The following is a 13138-nucleotide window of genomic DNA, read 5'->3' as shown; positions in this document are numbered from 1 at the left end:
GGGCAGGTCTTGCCCCGCGCCGGCTTGCCCAGAAGCTCGAACACCTGCTGCAGCCGCTCCACATGCGTCTCGCTCTGCTCGCGGTGCTGCTCGAAGGCCTCGCGCAGCCGCTCGGACTGCGCCCCGCGCGCCATCTTCGGCAGCGCCTTCACGATCTGCCGCTCGGCATAATAGATGTCCTTCAGCGTGTCGTGGAAAAGATCGTCGAGGACCTTGTCGGGCATCGGATGTCTCCTTCCTAAAAAAAAAACAGCCCCGAAACCCGGAGCCGAGACGCAATCAACAAAACCAAGGCAAAGATGTTCCACGGAACAATCAGAAGAGAAAAAGGTTCAGAAAGCCCGAAGCAGAAAAGCAGGAGCCGAAATGCAAGGCACCCGACCAATGCGGCGGTTCGCCATCGGCTGGCCCCTTGCCGCGACGATGGCGGCGATCGCCTCGGCCGCGATGCTGGGCGCGCTTGCCGCCGCGCGCGGCCTGCCGCCATGGATCGCCATCAACGCAACCAGCCATGTGCTGCACGGCCCCGCCGCCGCGACCGAGCCGGCGCTGGATCTGGCCCATACCGGCCTGGGCGCCGTCATCCATGTCGCCTCGTGTTTCTTCTGGGCAGCGATTGCGGTGCTGCTGGCCCGGCGCGCGCGAAGCGGCGGCATGGGGCTGGCCTGGCTGGCCGGCCTGGGGACCGCCGCCCTGGCCGGGCTGGTGGATTACGGCCTGATGCCGGCGCGCCTGCGCCCGGGATGGGAGCTGGTGCTGCCGCCCGCGGGCGTCGGGCTGGGCCTGCTCGCGCTGGGGGTCGGCCTGTCGCTGGGCCTGATCGCGGCCGAGGCGATCGGCAGCCGCGCGCCGGAACCCCCGGGCCGCCGGACCCGTTCCCCCCGCGACCCCGGCGCCGCGCCGCCGCCCCTTTCGGCCGTCGAGCGGCTGCGCCGGCCGGCGCCGCATGTGCTCGACCAGCGCCAGCAACGCATGGACCCGGCCGGCGCCGTCACCGAGGACCCGAACCGCCAAGGCGACGGCAACAAGCAGCCCGGCGCCCCCAACCCCGACGAAAGGCCCGACCGATGAGCGATTATCCCAAGCCACCCTTTCCCGAGCAGCAGCAGGACCTGCCCGGCAGCTTCCGGAAGATGGACCCGCGCCCGGACCATGGCGAGGAGAGCTGGAAGGGCGCCGGCCGGCTGGAGGGCAAGGTGGCGCTGATCACCGGCGGAGACAGCGGCATCGGCCGCGCCGTCGCCATCGCCTATGCCCGCGAGGGCGCCGATCTTGCGCTGTCCTGGCTCAACGAGACAGAGGATGCCGCCAGCACCGCCGAACTGGTGGGCGAGGCCGGGCGCGACTGCCTGTCTATCCCCGGCGACATCGCCGATCCCGACCATTGCCGCAAGATCGTCGCCGAGGTGGTCGAACGCTTCGGCCGCATCGACATCCTGGTCAACAATGCCGCGCATCAGGCGCTGTTCGACAGCATCGAGGAGATCCCGGACGAGGAATGGCGCCACACCTTCGCGGTCAATATCGACGCGATCTTCCACCTGACCAAGGCGGCGGTGCCGCATATGCCCGAGGGTGCGGCGATCATCAACACCGCCTCGATCAATGCCGACAAGCCCAATCCCAAGCTCTTGGCCTATGCCACCACCAAGGGCGCGATCCAGAATTTCACCACCGGGCTGGCGCAGATGCTTGCCGGGCGCGGCATAAGGGTGAACGCGGTGGCGCCGGGGCCGGTCTGGACGCCGCTGATCCCGGCCAGCATGTCGCCCGAAGAGGTAGCGAAGTTCGGCGCCAACTATCCGATGCAGCGCCCGGCCCAGCCGGTCGAGCTGGCCTCGGCCTATGTGATGCTGGCCGAACCGATGTCGAGCTATGTCTCGGGCGCCACCATCGCCGTCACCGGCGGAATGCCGATGATCTGAGGCCCAGAACCCGAAGAAGGAGTGCAGTCATGAGCAACCGTCCGCTGGTCTTCGTCTGCGGCCTCGCCGCCGGCTTCGCGCTGAAGGGGCTGTGCGATGCGCTGGCGCGCCCGGCCCCGCGGGGCGCGGCGGGGCGGCGGGACATCCGCCCCGCCGGCCGCCGCCGGATGGAAAACCCGCCGCGCGACTGGGACATCGTCGACGAGCAGAGCGACGAATCCTTTCCCGCAAGCGATCCGCCCGGGAATTACTGAAGGGGCGGCGCGGCGCAAGGTGGGGCGCAAGGTCGGCAGCGCGGCGTCGGGCGGCCTAGGACCCGCAGCAGATCCGAACGGCGTTCTGCCGGCGCGGCCGGTGCCGGGGGCTGTCTGCCCCCGGACCCCCGAGGATATTTTGACAAGAAAGAACATGACCCTGGCCGGCGCGCGGCCGGCAATGGCGCGGGCTTGCGCGGGCAGGCGCCCTACGCATGGATGGCCCCGGCCCGGCCGATAGCCGGGTCGGGGCCATGTTTCCGGTCAGGGCCGGGCAAGCCCGGCGGGTCCTATTCCCCCCTGTTCGTGACGGGATCGTTCTGGCGGGCCTTGCGGTCGCCCGCCTCGCGGTTCTGGCCGCCGGCATTGGGCTCGTCCGAGCCCGGCATCTGCCGCGGGTTCAGCACCGGATCGGCATTGCCCATCTTCAGGTCCTGGGCCCGCTTGCGCACGTTGAACTTGGTGTTTTCCTCTTGCGGATCAAATGTCTTGCCCATGGCAGGATCCTCCTGGTTGCGGCGGCCGGCCCTTGACGGGCCGGCGCGGGGACGCGTCAGCGAGCCCTCACTCGCGATGCTCCGGCATCTCCTTCAGCTCGTCCTTGGTCCAGCGCGTGACGGCATGCACGCTGTTGCTGGCGTCGCGCATGAAATCCAGGTCGCGGGCGGGCACGGCCACCGGCTTCGACCCGATTCCCAGGAAACCGCCGACATCGATCACCACCAGCGTATCGCCGCCGGTGCCGTGGACATGCGAGACATGGCCGATCCGCTCGTCGCCCGGGCCGTAGACGGTGGCCCCGGTCAGCGCGGCCTCGGTCAACTCGTCCTCGCGCAGGCGAATATGGGTGCTGTGGTCCATTCCGATCCCTCCTCTGCATTCTCGGGTTGGGTGGTTTCAACAGGGCCGATGCCGATCTGTTCCATAACGCTGCCGTGAGGAGGGCGGCTGGAACATTTTCCGCCGCAACCGGTTCACGGCCCGTCAACCCGCATCCGGAGGAGGAAAAGATGAGACATCTGTTCGTCATCACCGCCCTTGCCGCCGCGCTGAGCGTCGCGGCGGCCCAGGCCCAGGACACCCCGACGCCAGAGGCCCCGGCGCCAGAGGCCGACACCCCGCAGGCCGACACCCAACCGGTGCCGATGGGACAGGAGAGCGCCCCCGCCCTGGAGCCCGCACCGATCATCACCCCGCCCGACGGCTATGTCGAAGGCGACGTGGTGCTGACGACCGAGAACCTGGAGGGCGCCACCGTCTACGACGCCAGCGGCGAGGAGATCGGCGAGGTGCATGGGCTGGTCTTTGCCAACGGCACCACCTCGCTGCAAGGCGGCGATGCCGGCACCGCCACCGCCCCCGACGCCACATCCGAGGCCGCCCCCGCGGCCACGACCGAGGCGCCGGCCGAAGCCCCGGCGGACACGACCACCGGCGCGGCCACCGATACGACGACCGATACGACGACCGACACGGCCGCCGGCGCGGCGGACAGCCCGGCCGATTCCGCCAGTCCCGACGGCGCGGCGCCGATGACCGAGTCGGATTCCAGCAATGTCGCCACCGGCACCGATACCGGCGACACCGACCGGATGGAGAACATCGGCTCGGATGCCGGCACCATCACGCCCACCGACGCCACCACGCCCCCGGCGCAGGCCCCGACCGATGCCCAGGCGGATGCCCAGGCCGAAGGCATGGGCGCGGCCGAGATCAGCCATGCCATCATCGATGTCGGCGGCTTCCTGGGCATGGGAGAGCATCGCGTCGCGGTGCCGGTCGGCGATCTGGTGGTCTATCGCAAGGATACCGACCTGCGCATCTATCTGCCCTGGACGCGCGAGCAACTCGAGGCGCTGCCGGAATTCGACGAGGACGGCCCTGTCCCCGCCACCCAGTAACGGCGAAAGCGCGATGCGTCGTCCGCGGCCCTGGCCGGGGACGACCTTTCCGGGGAGGATCGCCCGATGGCCAAGGACCCGGCCGCCCCGCCCCTGCGCGCGGACGGCCTGCAGATCGAGGAGGACCGCGCCTTCCAGCGCCGGTTCTGGCGGGCGCAGCGCCTCGCCTGGCTGGCCTTCGCCGCGGCCTGCCTTGTGGCGCTGCTGGGCCTGACCGGCAGCGGCGGCGCCTTCCAGAAATCCGTCATGCGCTTCGACGGCGCGCGGGTCGAGTTCCCCCGCATCAGCCGCTGGGAAGGGCCCGACGAGCTGAAGGTCCGTTTCGAGCGCCCCGCCCCCTCGCACGGCCTGCGCATCGGGCGGGACTTCCTCGACCGTTTCTCGGTCGAGCGCATCCAGCCCGAGCCGGAGCGGAGCACGCTGTCCGGCGCCGCGCAGAGCTTCGTCTTTGGAGCCGAGGGAGAGGGCCCGCGGACCGTGACGCTGGACATTCGGGCGAAGCATTTCGGCTGGACGCGCCTCGAGGTCGGGATCGGCGCGGAAACCCGGGCCGCCCGCATCCTGATCCTGCCGTGAGGGCCGCCGATGGACTCCGTGATCCGAGGCATTGCGATCTATCTGGTCCTGCTGGCCATGACCCGGCTGTCCGGGCGCCGCACGCTGGCGCAGACCACGCCCTTCGATTTCGTCCTGCTGCTCATCATCGCCGAGACGACGCAGCAGGCGCTGCTGGGCGACGACTTCTCGATCGTGAATGCGGTGTTGCTGATGATCACGCTGGTGACCGTCGACGTGATCCTGTCCTTCGCCAAGATGCGCTCGGCGCGGCTGGCGCTCTGGCTGGACGGAACGCCCACGGTGCTGATGAGCCGGGGCGAGATCGACCGCGAGGCGCTGACGCGCGCGCGCGTCAGCCCGGCCGATATCCTGGAAGCCGCGCGCGTGCAGCACGGCCTCGCCACGCTGCGGGAGATCGACGCCGCGGTGCTGGAAATCAGCGGGGCGATCAGCATCATCCCGCGAAAGTAGCCCCGGCATGATCCGCGGCGCCGGAACCCCCGTTTCACCCGGGGCGTTGGTCATCGTTGCGGATTTCCACGAAGGACGCGCGCCATGGCCCCCAGGGCGATCTGGAAAGGACTGCTGAAGATCGCCGAGCTGAGCTGCCCGGTGGCGTTACATGCCGCCGCCTCGACCTCGGAGCGCATCGCCTTTCACACGCTGAACCGCGCCACCGGCCACCGGGTGCGGCGGCAGTTCGTGGACGGCACCACCGGAAAGCCGGTCGAGAAGGACGATCAGGTCAAGGGCTACGAGGTCGGCGAGGGCGATTACGTCGTCCTCGATCCCGAGGAGATCGCCGCCGCCGTCCCGGAAAGCGACAAGACGCTGGCCGTGGCCAGCTTCGTCGCCTGCGGCGACATCGACGACGTCTATTTCGACCGGCCCTATTACCTGACCCCGGCCGACCGGCCCGCCGAGGAGGCCTTCGCCCTGATCCGCGAAGGCATGCGCCGCAAGAAGGTGGCGGCGCTGGCGCGGGCGGTGCTGTTCCGGCGCGTGCGCACGGTGCTGATCCGCGCCCATGGCCCCGGCATGATCGCGACGACGCTGAATTTCGACTATGAGGTGCGCTCGGCCGCAGAAGCCTTCCGCGATGTCTCGGCCGTGAAGATCAAGGGCGAGATGCTGGACTTGGCCGAGCATATCATCGCCACCAAGATGGGCGAATTCGACATTGCCGGTTTCGAGGACCGCTACGAGGCGGCGCTGGCCGATCTGGTCCGGGCCAAGCTGGAGGGGCGCCGGATCGCGCCCAGGAAACCGGCGCCGCGCGAAAAGGTCGTGGACCTGATGGCGGCGCTGCGCGAAAGCGCCGGGCGGGGCGCGAAAAAGCCGGCGGCGCGGAAGAAGCCCGCCGCTCGCCAGCGCAAAAGCGGTTAAGCCGGCCCTCCGCGAGGCGGGCGGCCAGGCGCAGAACCGCCCGCGCCGGCCTCAGCGGGGGTTCAGCACCACCTTGGTCCATTCGTCCTGATTGTCGCGGAAGTTCCTGTAGCCCGTGGCGGCGTCCTCCAGCGACAGGCGATGCGAGATCAGGAAGGTGGTGTCGATCTGCCCTTCGAGGATGCGTTGCAGCAGATCCTGCCCGTATTTCTGCACATGCGTCTGGCCGGCGCGGATCTGCAGGCCCTTCTCCATCAGCGCCCCCAGCGGGAACTTGTCGGCAATGCCCCCATAGACGCCCGGCACCGACACCCGGCCGCCCTTGCGCACCGCGAGCAGCGCCATGCGCAGCACATGCGCCCGGTCCACGCCGATGCCCACCTTCTGCTTGGCGGTGTCCAGCAGGTTGTCCGGCGCAAAGCCGTGGCTCTCCATGCCGACGGCGTCGATCACCGCATCCGGGCCGATGCCGCCGGTCATCTCCAGCAGCGCCTCCAGCACATGGCTGTGGCGATAGTCGATCACCCTGGCGCCCAGATCACGCGCCAGCCGCAGCCGGTTGGGATGATGGTCGATCGCGATGACCTGCTCTGCCCCCATCAGCAGCGCCGACTGGACGGTGAACAGGCCCACCGGGCCGCAGCCCCAAACCGCCACGCTGTCGCCCGGCTGGATCTGCGCGTTCTCGGCCGCCATCCAGCCGGTCGGCAGGATATCGGACAGGAACAGCACCTGCTCGTCCGGGACCCCGTCCGGCACCACGATGGGACCGACATCGGAAAACGGCACCCGCACATATTCCGCCTGCCCGCCCGGATAGCCGCCGGTCAGGTGCGAATAGCCGAAAAGCCCGCTCATCGCATGGCCATAGAGCAATTCCGACGCCTCCTGCGCCTCGACCGGGTTGGAATTGTCGCAGGCCGAGAACTGGCCCTGCGCGCAGAAGAAGCAGCTGCCGCAAGAGATGGTGAAGGGCACCACCACCCGCTGGCCCGGCTTCAGCGTCGAGCCGGGCCCGGTCTCGACCACCCGGCCCATGAATTCATGGCCGAGCACGTCGCCCGGCCGCAGGCCCGGGATCACCCCGTCATAGAGATGCAGATCCGAGCCGCAAATCGCCGTCGCGGTCACCTCGATGATCGCGTCGCGCGGATTGACGATCCGGGGATCGGGGACGGTATCCACCCGCACGTCGTGTTTTCCCTGCCAGGTCAAGGCGCGCATCACGAATCCCTCCGATTGTCCGCCGTGGCGATTTCGCCGGTTTCCAGCAGCATCTTCAGGCGTTTCAGCGCCTGCCGGCAAAGTCGTCCGGGATCGGTGCCGCCCAGCCGCGCCGCCCAGTGCCCGGGCAGGCCCCAAGGCGGCCGCCAGGCGATATGCGCCTCGACTCGGTGCCCCGGCCGGCCGGGGCGTCGCGAAGCTGGAGCTTGGCCTCGACGTCGATCCCGGAGCCGTCCACGGACCGCCAGGCCAGGATTTCGCCCGCGCGTTCCTCGACCAGCCGCGTCTCGACCTCGATCTCGCCCGAGGGGGTGGCGAGGATCCACGCCATCCGGTCCTCCGACAGCGGCCGGACCTTCAGCCCGCCGGCGAAAATCCGGTTCAGCTGCGCGGGATCGCGCCATGGCGCATGGACGGCGCTGCGGGGCGCGGCAATCGTGACGGTCCGCCCGACCACCTGATAGCCGCCGAAATCCAGCCGCCGCGCCGCGCGGCCCGGCGCGTCGTCCGAGCGGTGCCCGCCCGTCGCCCGCCTCCACAGCAGCATCCCCGCACCCAGCGACAACGCCGCCGCGCAGGCCAGCACGGCAAGATCCCTGTGGCGCGCATTCCTGTCCTGTCCGGGCATCCTTTCCTCCTTCGCGGCTGCTCCTTCACGGCAATGGGCCGCCGGCTTCGGGACGGCGATGGGAACCGCCGGGCCGCCGGTTTGTTCCCGCGAGAGCCGCAGGGCCCGGGCGGCGGGAACATCCCGCCCCGGCATCCGTTGAGCAGCCAGAGCCCGGGGCGGCCAAAGCGGCCCGATGCCGGGCGGCAAGGAGGAGACCCGATGTCCGAGGCGGAAGTCGAGGCCGCGACCCTCGGCGCGCTGGCCGAGGCCGAGGCGAACTGCACGCGCTGCCCGCTTTATCGCGACGCGACGCAGGTCGTGCCGGGCGAGGGCCACCGGCAGGCGCGCATGATGGTCGTGGGCGAGCAGCCGGGCGATAAGGAGGATCTGGCCGGCCGCCCCTTCGTCGGCCCGGCGGGCCGCCTCTTCGACCAGACCCTGGCCGAGGCGGGCATCCCGCGCGACCAGATCTTCGTGACCAATGCCGTCAAGCATTTCAAGTTCGAGCCGCGCGGCAAGCGGCGCCTGCACCGCAGCCCGAATGCCGGCGAGATCGACCGCTGCAAATGGTGGCTGGGGCAGGAGCTGAAGCTGGTCGCCCCCGCCGTTCTGGTGGCCATGGGGGCGACGGCGCTTCGCAGCCTGCTGGGCCGTCCGGTGTCGATCTCGTCGCTGCGCGGCAAGACCGGCCGCATCGAGGACGGAATCCCGATGATCGCGACGATCCATCCCTCCTGGCTGCTGCGCATCCGCGATTCCGCGGCGCGCGAAAGGGAAAGGCAACTGTTCCTTGCCGATCTGCGCCGCGCCTGGCGGCTGGCGGGATGAGCGGCGGCCCCTCCCTGCCCCTTGCCCGGGGAACAAACGGCCCGCGGGGACGGTTGGAAGGAATGTCGCGGTTCCCGCCAAGCGCCCGGGACTGGAAAGGGAGAGCCAGGATGACATCGCCCGTTGCCGGCCATGCCGACCGACCGGCCCCTGCGGATCGCCGGCGCGCAGGACCCGCGCCCGAAAGCGTCGGCGGCTAGGCCATGGCGCTGGAGACCTATCGCAAGAAGCGGGATTTCTCGGCGACGCCCGAGCCGCGCGGCGGGCGGCGGCGCAAGGCTGGCAACGCCTTCGTCATCCAGAAACATGCCGCGACCCGGCTGCATTACGACTTCCGGCTGGAGCTGGACGGCGTGCTGAAAAGCTGGGCCGTCGCCAAGGGCCCCAGCCTGGTGTCCGGCGAAAAGCGCCTGGCGGTGCATGTCGAGGACCATCCGCTGGAATACGGCGATTTCGAAGGCACCATCCCCAAGGGCGAATATGGCGGCGGCACCGTCATCCTGTGGGATCGCGGCACCTGGACGCCCGAGGGCGATCCGCATCAGGGCTATGCCAAGGGCCATCTGGAATTCACGCTGCAGGGCGAAAAGCTGGGCGGGCGCTGGCATCTGGTCCGCATGCGCGGCAAGCCGCGCGAGAAGCGCGAGAACTGGCTGCTCATCAAGGGCGAGGACGATTTCGCGCGCGGCGAGGACGCGCCGGACATCCTCGACCAGCGACCGGAATCGGTCAAGACCGGCCGGGTGATCGCGGATGTCGCGGGCGAGGCGCCGGGCTGGTCCTCGAAGACCGGCCGCATCCGCAAATCGGCCGGCCGGGCGAAAAAGCCCGCTGCAGACCCCGACCCTCAGCCGCCCGAGCCCGCGGCGGTCAAGGGTGCGCGCAAGGCGCCGATGCCGGGCTTTATCGAGCCGATGCTGGCCACGCTGGTCTCGGCCGCGCCGCAGGGCGAACGCTGGCTGCACGAGATCAAGTTCGACGGCTACCGCCTGCTGGCCCGCATCGAGGCCGGGCGGGTCAAGCTTCTGACCCGCAGCGGGCTGGACTGGACCGCGCGCTTCGGCAAGGCCGTGCCGGCGGCGCTGCGCGACCTGCCCGCCGGCGCCGCCATCCTCGACGGCGAGCTGGTGGTCGAGACCGATGCCGGCGCCTCGGATTTCTCGGCGCTTCAGGCCGATCTGAGCGCCGGCCGCGCCGATCGCTTCGTGTTCTACGCCTTCGACCTGCTGCATCTGGACGGCTACGACCTGCGCGCCGTGCCCCTGGTCGAGCGCAAGGCGCTGCTGGCGCGGCTTCTGGGCGAGGCCGCCGGCATCCTGCGCCTGAGCAGCCATTTCGAGGAAAGCGGCGCGCTGGTCCTGCGCCATGCCTGCCGGCTGAGCCTGGAGGGGATCGTGTCGAAGCTGCGCGACAGCCCCTATCGCTCCGGGCGCGGCCGGTCCTGGGTCAAGTCGAAATGCTCGGCCCGGCAGGAATTCGTCGTGGCAGGCTACGTGCCCTCCTCGGTATCGCGCAGGGCCATCGGCTCGCTGATCCTCGGCGTTTACGAGAATGGCGAATTGCAGCATGTCGGCCGGGTCGGCACCGGGTTTTCCGGCGCCGTGGCCGAGGATCTGTTCCGCCGGCTGGACCGGATGCGCATCCCAAAAAGCCCCTTCGCCGCCCGCCTGACGGCGGAGGAGGCGCGGCAGGCCCGCTATGTCCGCCCCGAGCTGGTGGCCGAGGTCGAGTTCCGCGCCTGGACCGCCGACGGCCACCTGCGCCACGCCTCGTTCCGCGGCCTGCGCGAGGACAAGCCCGCGACCGAGATCGTGCGCGAGACCGCCAGGCCCGCCGCGAAGCCCCCTGCCCCGCAGCGCCGCCGGGTGCGGCTGACCCACCCGGACCGGCTTTACTGGCCCGAGGAAGGCGTCACGAAAGAAGGGCTCGCCGACTATTACGCCGAGATCTGGCGCCATATCGCGCCCTGGATCACCGGCCGGCCGCTGGCGCTGCTGCGCTGCCCGAACGGCATCGCGGGCGAGAAATTCTTCCAGAAACACGCCTGGAAGGGACTCAGCCCGCATATCGTCCAGGTGCAGGATCCCAAGGACCCCGCTGGCGAGCCGCTGATCGCGATCGAGGACCTGGACGGGCTGATGGGGCTGGTGCAATCCGCGGCGCTGGAGATCCACCCCTGGGGCGCGACCATCGCCGATTGGGAGCGCCCCGACATGATCACCATGGACCTCGATCCGGGCGAGGCGGTGGAATGGCCCGCCGTGGTCGCGGCCGCGCGCGAACTGCGCCAGCGGCTGGAGGACCACGGCCTCGCCGCTTTCGTCAAGACCTCGGGCGGCAAGGGGCTGCATGTCGTCGCGCCCCTGCGGCCGGGGGCGGAATGGCCGGCAATCAAGACCTTCACCAAGGCGCTGGCCGATGCCATGGCCGCCGACGATCCGGACCGCTACGTCTCGACCATCAGCAAGGCCAAGCGGCGCGGCAAGATCCTGATCGACTATCTGCGCAACCAGCGCGGCGCCACCGCCGTCGCCGCCTATTCCACCCGCGCCCGGCCCGGCGCCGCCGTCTCGGCGCCGCTGCGCTGGGACGAGCTTGACGCCGGCATCGGCCCGGCCTGGTTCACCCTGCAGAACATGCCGACGCGGCTGGCAACGCTCGCCTCGGATCCGTGGGAGGGCTTCCGCGCCGCCGCCGCACCGCTGGAAGCGCCGCGCACCCGGCGCAGGAAGGCCGGCTAGCGCCGCCGGCCCTTGCTTTCCGAGGCGATGCTTTTCTTCAGCGCATCCATGATGTTGATGACATTGCCCGGCGCGGCGGGCTTCTCGGCCTTCGGTTTCGCCGCCCGCTTGCGCCCCTTGGTCTTGGCGGCGATGATCTCCAGAAGCTTGTCCTGCACCGGGTCGGCGACCATGGCCGGGTCCCAGGGCGCGCTGCGCTCGTCGATCAGCCGGGTGACCAGCTTCAGCAGCCCGGCATCGACCTTCCCCTCGCCGATCTGGTCGAAATAATCGGCCTCGGGCCGCACCTCGTCGCCATAGCGCAGGGTCCAGAGCACGATGCCCTTGTCGCGCGGCTCCAGCATCACCGCGCGTTCGCGGCGATAAAGCACCAGCCGCGAGATGCCCACCGTCCCGGTCGAGCCCATGGCGTCGCGGATCACGCAATAGGCCTCTTCGCCGATGGGATCGTCGGGGATCAGGTAATGCGGCTTGTCATACCAGATCCAGCCGATGGAATCCGAGGGCACGAACATGTCGATGTCGATGGTCCGGGTGCTTTCCAGCGCCACCGCCTCGATCTCGTCATCCTCCAGCAGCACATGCTCGTCCTCGCCCCGGGGATAGCCCTTGACCTCGTCCTCCTCGGCCACGGGCTTGCCGGTTTCGGCATCGACATAGCGGCTGAGGACGCGATTGCCGGTTTTCGCATTCAGGGTGTGGAAGCGAACCTTCTCGCCCTCGCCGGTGGCCGGCATCATCGAGACCGGACAGGTGACCAGCGACAGCTTCAGATAGCCTTTCCAGAACGAACGCGGCGCCATCAGGGTTCGTCGCGTATCGGCCCGTCATCCGGGCGCCGGTCGGGCAGGTCGTCGTCCTCCTCCGCGCCCTCGCGATTGCCGACATGGTCGTGGTGCTGCTGGTTCTGCACATGCCGGCTGTCCAGCCCGCGCTGCTGGGAATGCCGCGCGGTGTCGCGGTTGGACAGGACCTCGTTCTCGGGCAGGCCCTCGGCCGTGTCCGGGGTCATGCCGCCCGAGGCGTCGCCCTTGCCCTGATCCTGCTGCCCTGCCCCGAATTTCTTGCGGCTTGCATGGGCCATGAGGCTTTCCTCCTGCATCTGGAATCGTGATGCCGGCTCAACCCCGGACAGGCCGCAATGTTCCCGCCGAGGGCCGGCCCGACGGCGGCGCGGTCTCACAGCTTTCGCTGCCGGGCGTGAGGGTCGAGCTGGTCGAGCTGCCGGCTGCGGACGCGCGGCGGCGATTACGGTCGCGACGTCCGGCGCAACCTGATCACCGGGGCGGTGCTGGACGAGGCCGACCCGACAACGGCGCGCGCGCTGGCGCTGCGCCTTGGCCAGCAGATGGACGAGGCGTTGGCCGGCAGCGACACGCTGGTCACCGCGACGACGTTGCAGACCGCGCCGGCCTTTGCCGGTTTTGCCGATGGCGCGGCCTGGACACCGGTGCGGACCCTGCCCTTCAACCTGACCGGGCATCCGGCGATCAGCCTGCCCTGCGGCATGGCGGGCGGATTGCCCATCTGCATGCAGATCGTCGGCCGCCATCGCGACGAGGCTGGCCGAGGCGTGAGCCCCGCATCTTGGCTTCCCCGCCCTCGGTCGTGGTCCGGGACGAGATCGAGGGCCCTGCCCAAGGGCCGGGCGACAGACCTGCTCGCCGGACAGGGCCGGGTTCTGGCTGCGCCTTGCCTTGCGGATAACATT

At 69.9% G+C, this 13138-nt stretch carries 16 protein-coding genes and 1 pseudogene; 10 read left to right on the top strand and 7 right to left on the bottom strand.

Features of this window, described 5'->3' with window-relative positions; all coding sequences use genetic code 11:
• Positions 1-224: ferritin-like domain-containing protein (locus tag L632_RS0103430; protein WP_028716363.1), on the bottom strand; the 224-nt coding region annotated here is incomplete at its 3' end.
• 160 nt (positions 225-384) lie between these two features.
• Here L632_RS0103430 and L632_RS0103425 point away from each other — a divergent pair.
• Genes L632_RS0103425 through L632_RS0103415 form a run of 3 tightly spaced genes read left to right on the top strand, consistent with a single transcriptional unit; the run spans position 385 to position 2179 of the window.
• A complete protein-coding gene (locus tag L632_RS0103425; protein ID WP_028716362.1) occupies positions 385-1071 on the top strand; it encodes a hypothetical protein in 687 nt (228 codons plus the stop codon).
• Positions 1068-1925: a glucose 1-dehydrogenase gene (locus L632_RS0103420; protein WP_028712648.1), complete on the top strand. Its 858-nt coding sequence runs from the start codon at positions 1068-1070 to the stop codon at positions 1923-1925. Before L632_RS0103425 ends, L632_RS0103420 begins: the two co-directional genes overlap by 4 nt.
• A 29-nt stretch (positions 1926-1954) precedes the next feature.
• Positions 1955-2179 carry a hypothetical protein gene (locus tag L632_RS0103415; protein WP_028712647.1) on the top strand — a complete coding sequence of 75 codons (225 nt, stop codon included), beginning with the start codon at positions 1955-1957 and terminating at the stop codon, positions 2177-2179.
• Between the two features lie 290 nt (positions 2180-2469).
• On the opposite strand, the gene L632_RS22045 is transcribed toward L632_RS0103415, so the two are convergent.
• Together L632_RS22045 and L632_RS0103405 are read right to left on the bottom strand one after the other, a co-directional pair.
• Positions 2470-2676 (bottom strand): hypothetical protein, encoded by a 207-nt coding sequence (locus L632_RS22045; RefSeq protein WP_036697140.1) that lies wholly within the window; start codon positions 2674-2676, stop codon positions 2470-2472.
• A gap of 67 nt (positions 2677-2743) precedes the next feature.
• Complete coding sequence (locus L632_RS0103405; RefSeq protein WP_028712646.1) at positions 2744-3040, bottom strand: PRC-barrel domain-containing protein; 297 nt, start codon at positions 3038-3040, stop codon at positions 2744-2746.
• A gap of 149 nt (positions 3041-3189) precedes the next feature.
• Between L632_RS0103405 and L632_RS0103400 the strand changes: the two genes are divergently transcribed.
• The 4 genes from L632_RS0103400 (at position 3190) to L632_RS22035 (ending at position 6024) form a co-directional block, all read left to right on the top strand.
• Positions 3190-4080 (top strand): hypothetical protein, encoded by an 891-nt coding sequence (locus L632_RS0103400; protein WP_028716361.1) that lies wholly within the window; start codon positions 3190-3192, stop codon positions 4078-4080.
• Positions 4081-4146: 66 nt separating this feature from the next.
• Positions 4147-4656 (top strand): hypothetical protein, encoded by a 510-nt coding sequence (locus L632_RS23425; RefSeq protein WP_051476368.1) that lies wholly within the window; start codon positions 4147-4149, stop codon positions 4654-4656.
• A gap of 9 nt (positions 4657-4665) precedes the next feature.
• Positions 4666-5109: a DUF421 domain-containing protein gene (locus L632_RS0103390; RefSeq protein WP_028716360.1), complete on the top strand. Its 444-nt coding sequence runs from the start codon at positions 4666-4668 to the stop codon at positions 5107-5109.
• A gap of 84 nt (positions 5110-5193) precedes the next feature.
• On the top strand, positions 5194-6024 hold the full coding sequence (locus L632_RS22035) for a Ku protein (protein WP_036697138.1): 831 nt from the start codon (positions 5194-5196) through the stop codon (positions 6022-6024).
• 51 nt (positions 6025-6075) lie between these two features.
• On the opposite strand, the gene L632_RS0103380 is transcribed toward L632_RS22035, so the two are convergent.
• Together L632_RS0103380 and L632_RS23420 are read right to left on the bottom strand one after the other, a co-directional pair.
• A complete protein-coding gene (locus L632_RS0103380) occupies positions 6076-7248 on the bottom strand; it encodes a zinc-dependent alcohol dehydrogenase (protein WP_028716359.1) in 1173 nt (390 codons plus the stop codon).
• A 64-nt stretch (positions 7249-7312) separates the two neighbouring features.
• Positions 7313-7876, bottom strand: coding sequence for a hypothetical protein (locus tag L632_RS23420; RefSeq protein ID WP_051476367.1), 564 nt, complete (start codon positions 7874-7876; stop codon positions 7313-7315).
• Between the two features lie 201 nt (positions 7877-8077).
• Between L632_RS23420 and L632_RS0103370 the strand changes: the two genes are divergently transcribed.
• Both L632_RS0103370 and ligD read left to right on the top strand, forming a co-directional pair.
• Positions 8078-8686: a UdgX family uracil-DNA binding protein gene (locus L632_RS0103370; RefSeq protein WP_028712642.1), complete on the top strand. Its 609-nt coding sequence runs from the start codon at positions 8078-8080 to the stop codon at positions 8684-8686.
• A gap of 203 nt (positions 8687-8889) precedes the next feature.
• Positions 8890-11427 (top strand): DNA ligase D, encoded by a 2538-nt coding sequence (ligD, locus tag L632_RS0103365; RefSeq protein WP_028712641.1) that lies wholly within the window; start codon positions 8890-8892, stop codon positions 11425-11427.
• On the opposite strand, the gene L632_RS0103360 is transcribed toward ligD, so the two are convergent.
• Together L632_RS0103360 and L632_RS22025 are read right to left on the bottom strand one after the other, a co-directional pair.
• The gene (locus tag L632_RS0103360; protein ID WP_028712640.1) at positions 11424-12230 is read right to left on the bottom strand and encodes a Ku protein; all 807 of its coding nucleotides are present in this window, start codon (positions 12228-12230) and stop codon (positions 11424-11426) included. The two genes, ligD and L632_RS0103360, sit on opposite strands and share 4 nt — an antisense overlap.
• Positions 12230-12511 (bottom strand): hypothetical protein, encoded by a 282-nt coding sequence (locus L632_RS22025; RefSeq protein WP_198019328.1) that lies wholly within the window; start codon positions 12509-12511, stop codon positions 12230-12232. The genes L632_RS0103360 and L632_RS22025 overlap by 1 nt, the downstream gene beginning before the upstream one ends.
• Before the next feature lie 204 nt (positions 12512-12715).
• Here L632_RS22025 and L632_RS25150 point away from each other — a divergent pair.
• Positions 12716-12931, top strand: a pseudogene (locus L632_RS25150) (amidase); the annotation flags it as partial.
• Positions 12932-13138 lie beyond the last annotated feature (207 nt).

Origin of the sequence: Paracoccus sp. J39 (assembly GCF_000518925.1) — a bacterium.
GTDB lineage: Bacteria > Pseudomonadota > Alphaproteobacteria > Rhodobacterales > Rhodobacteraceae > Paracoccus.
The sequence above is the reverse complement of the archived record's forward strand: the minus strand, read 5'-3'. Positions and strand labels throughout refer to the sequence as shown.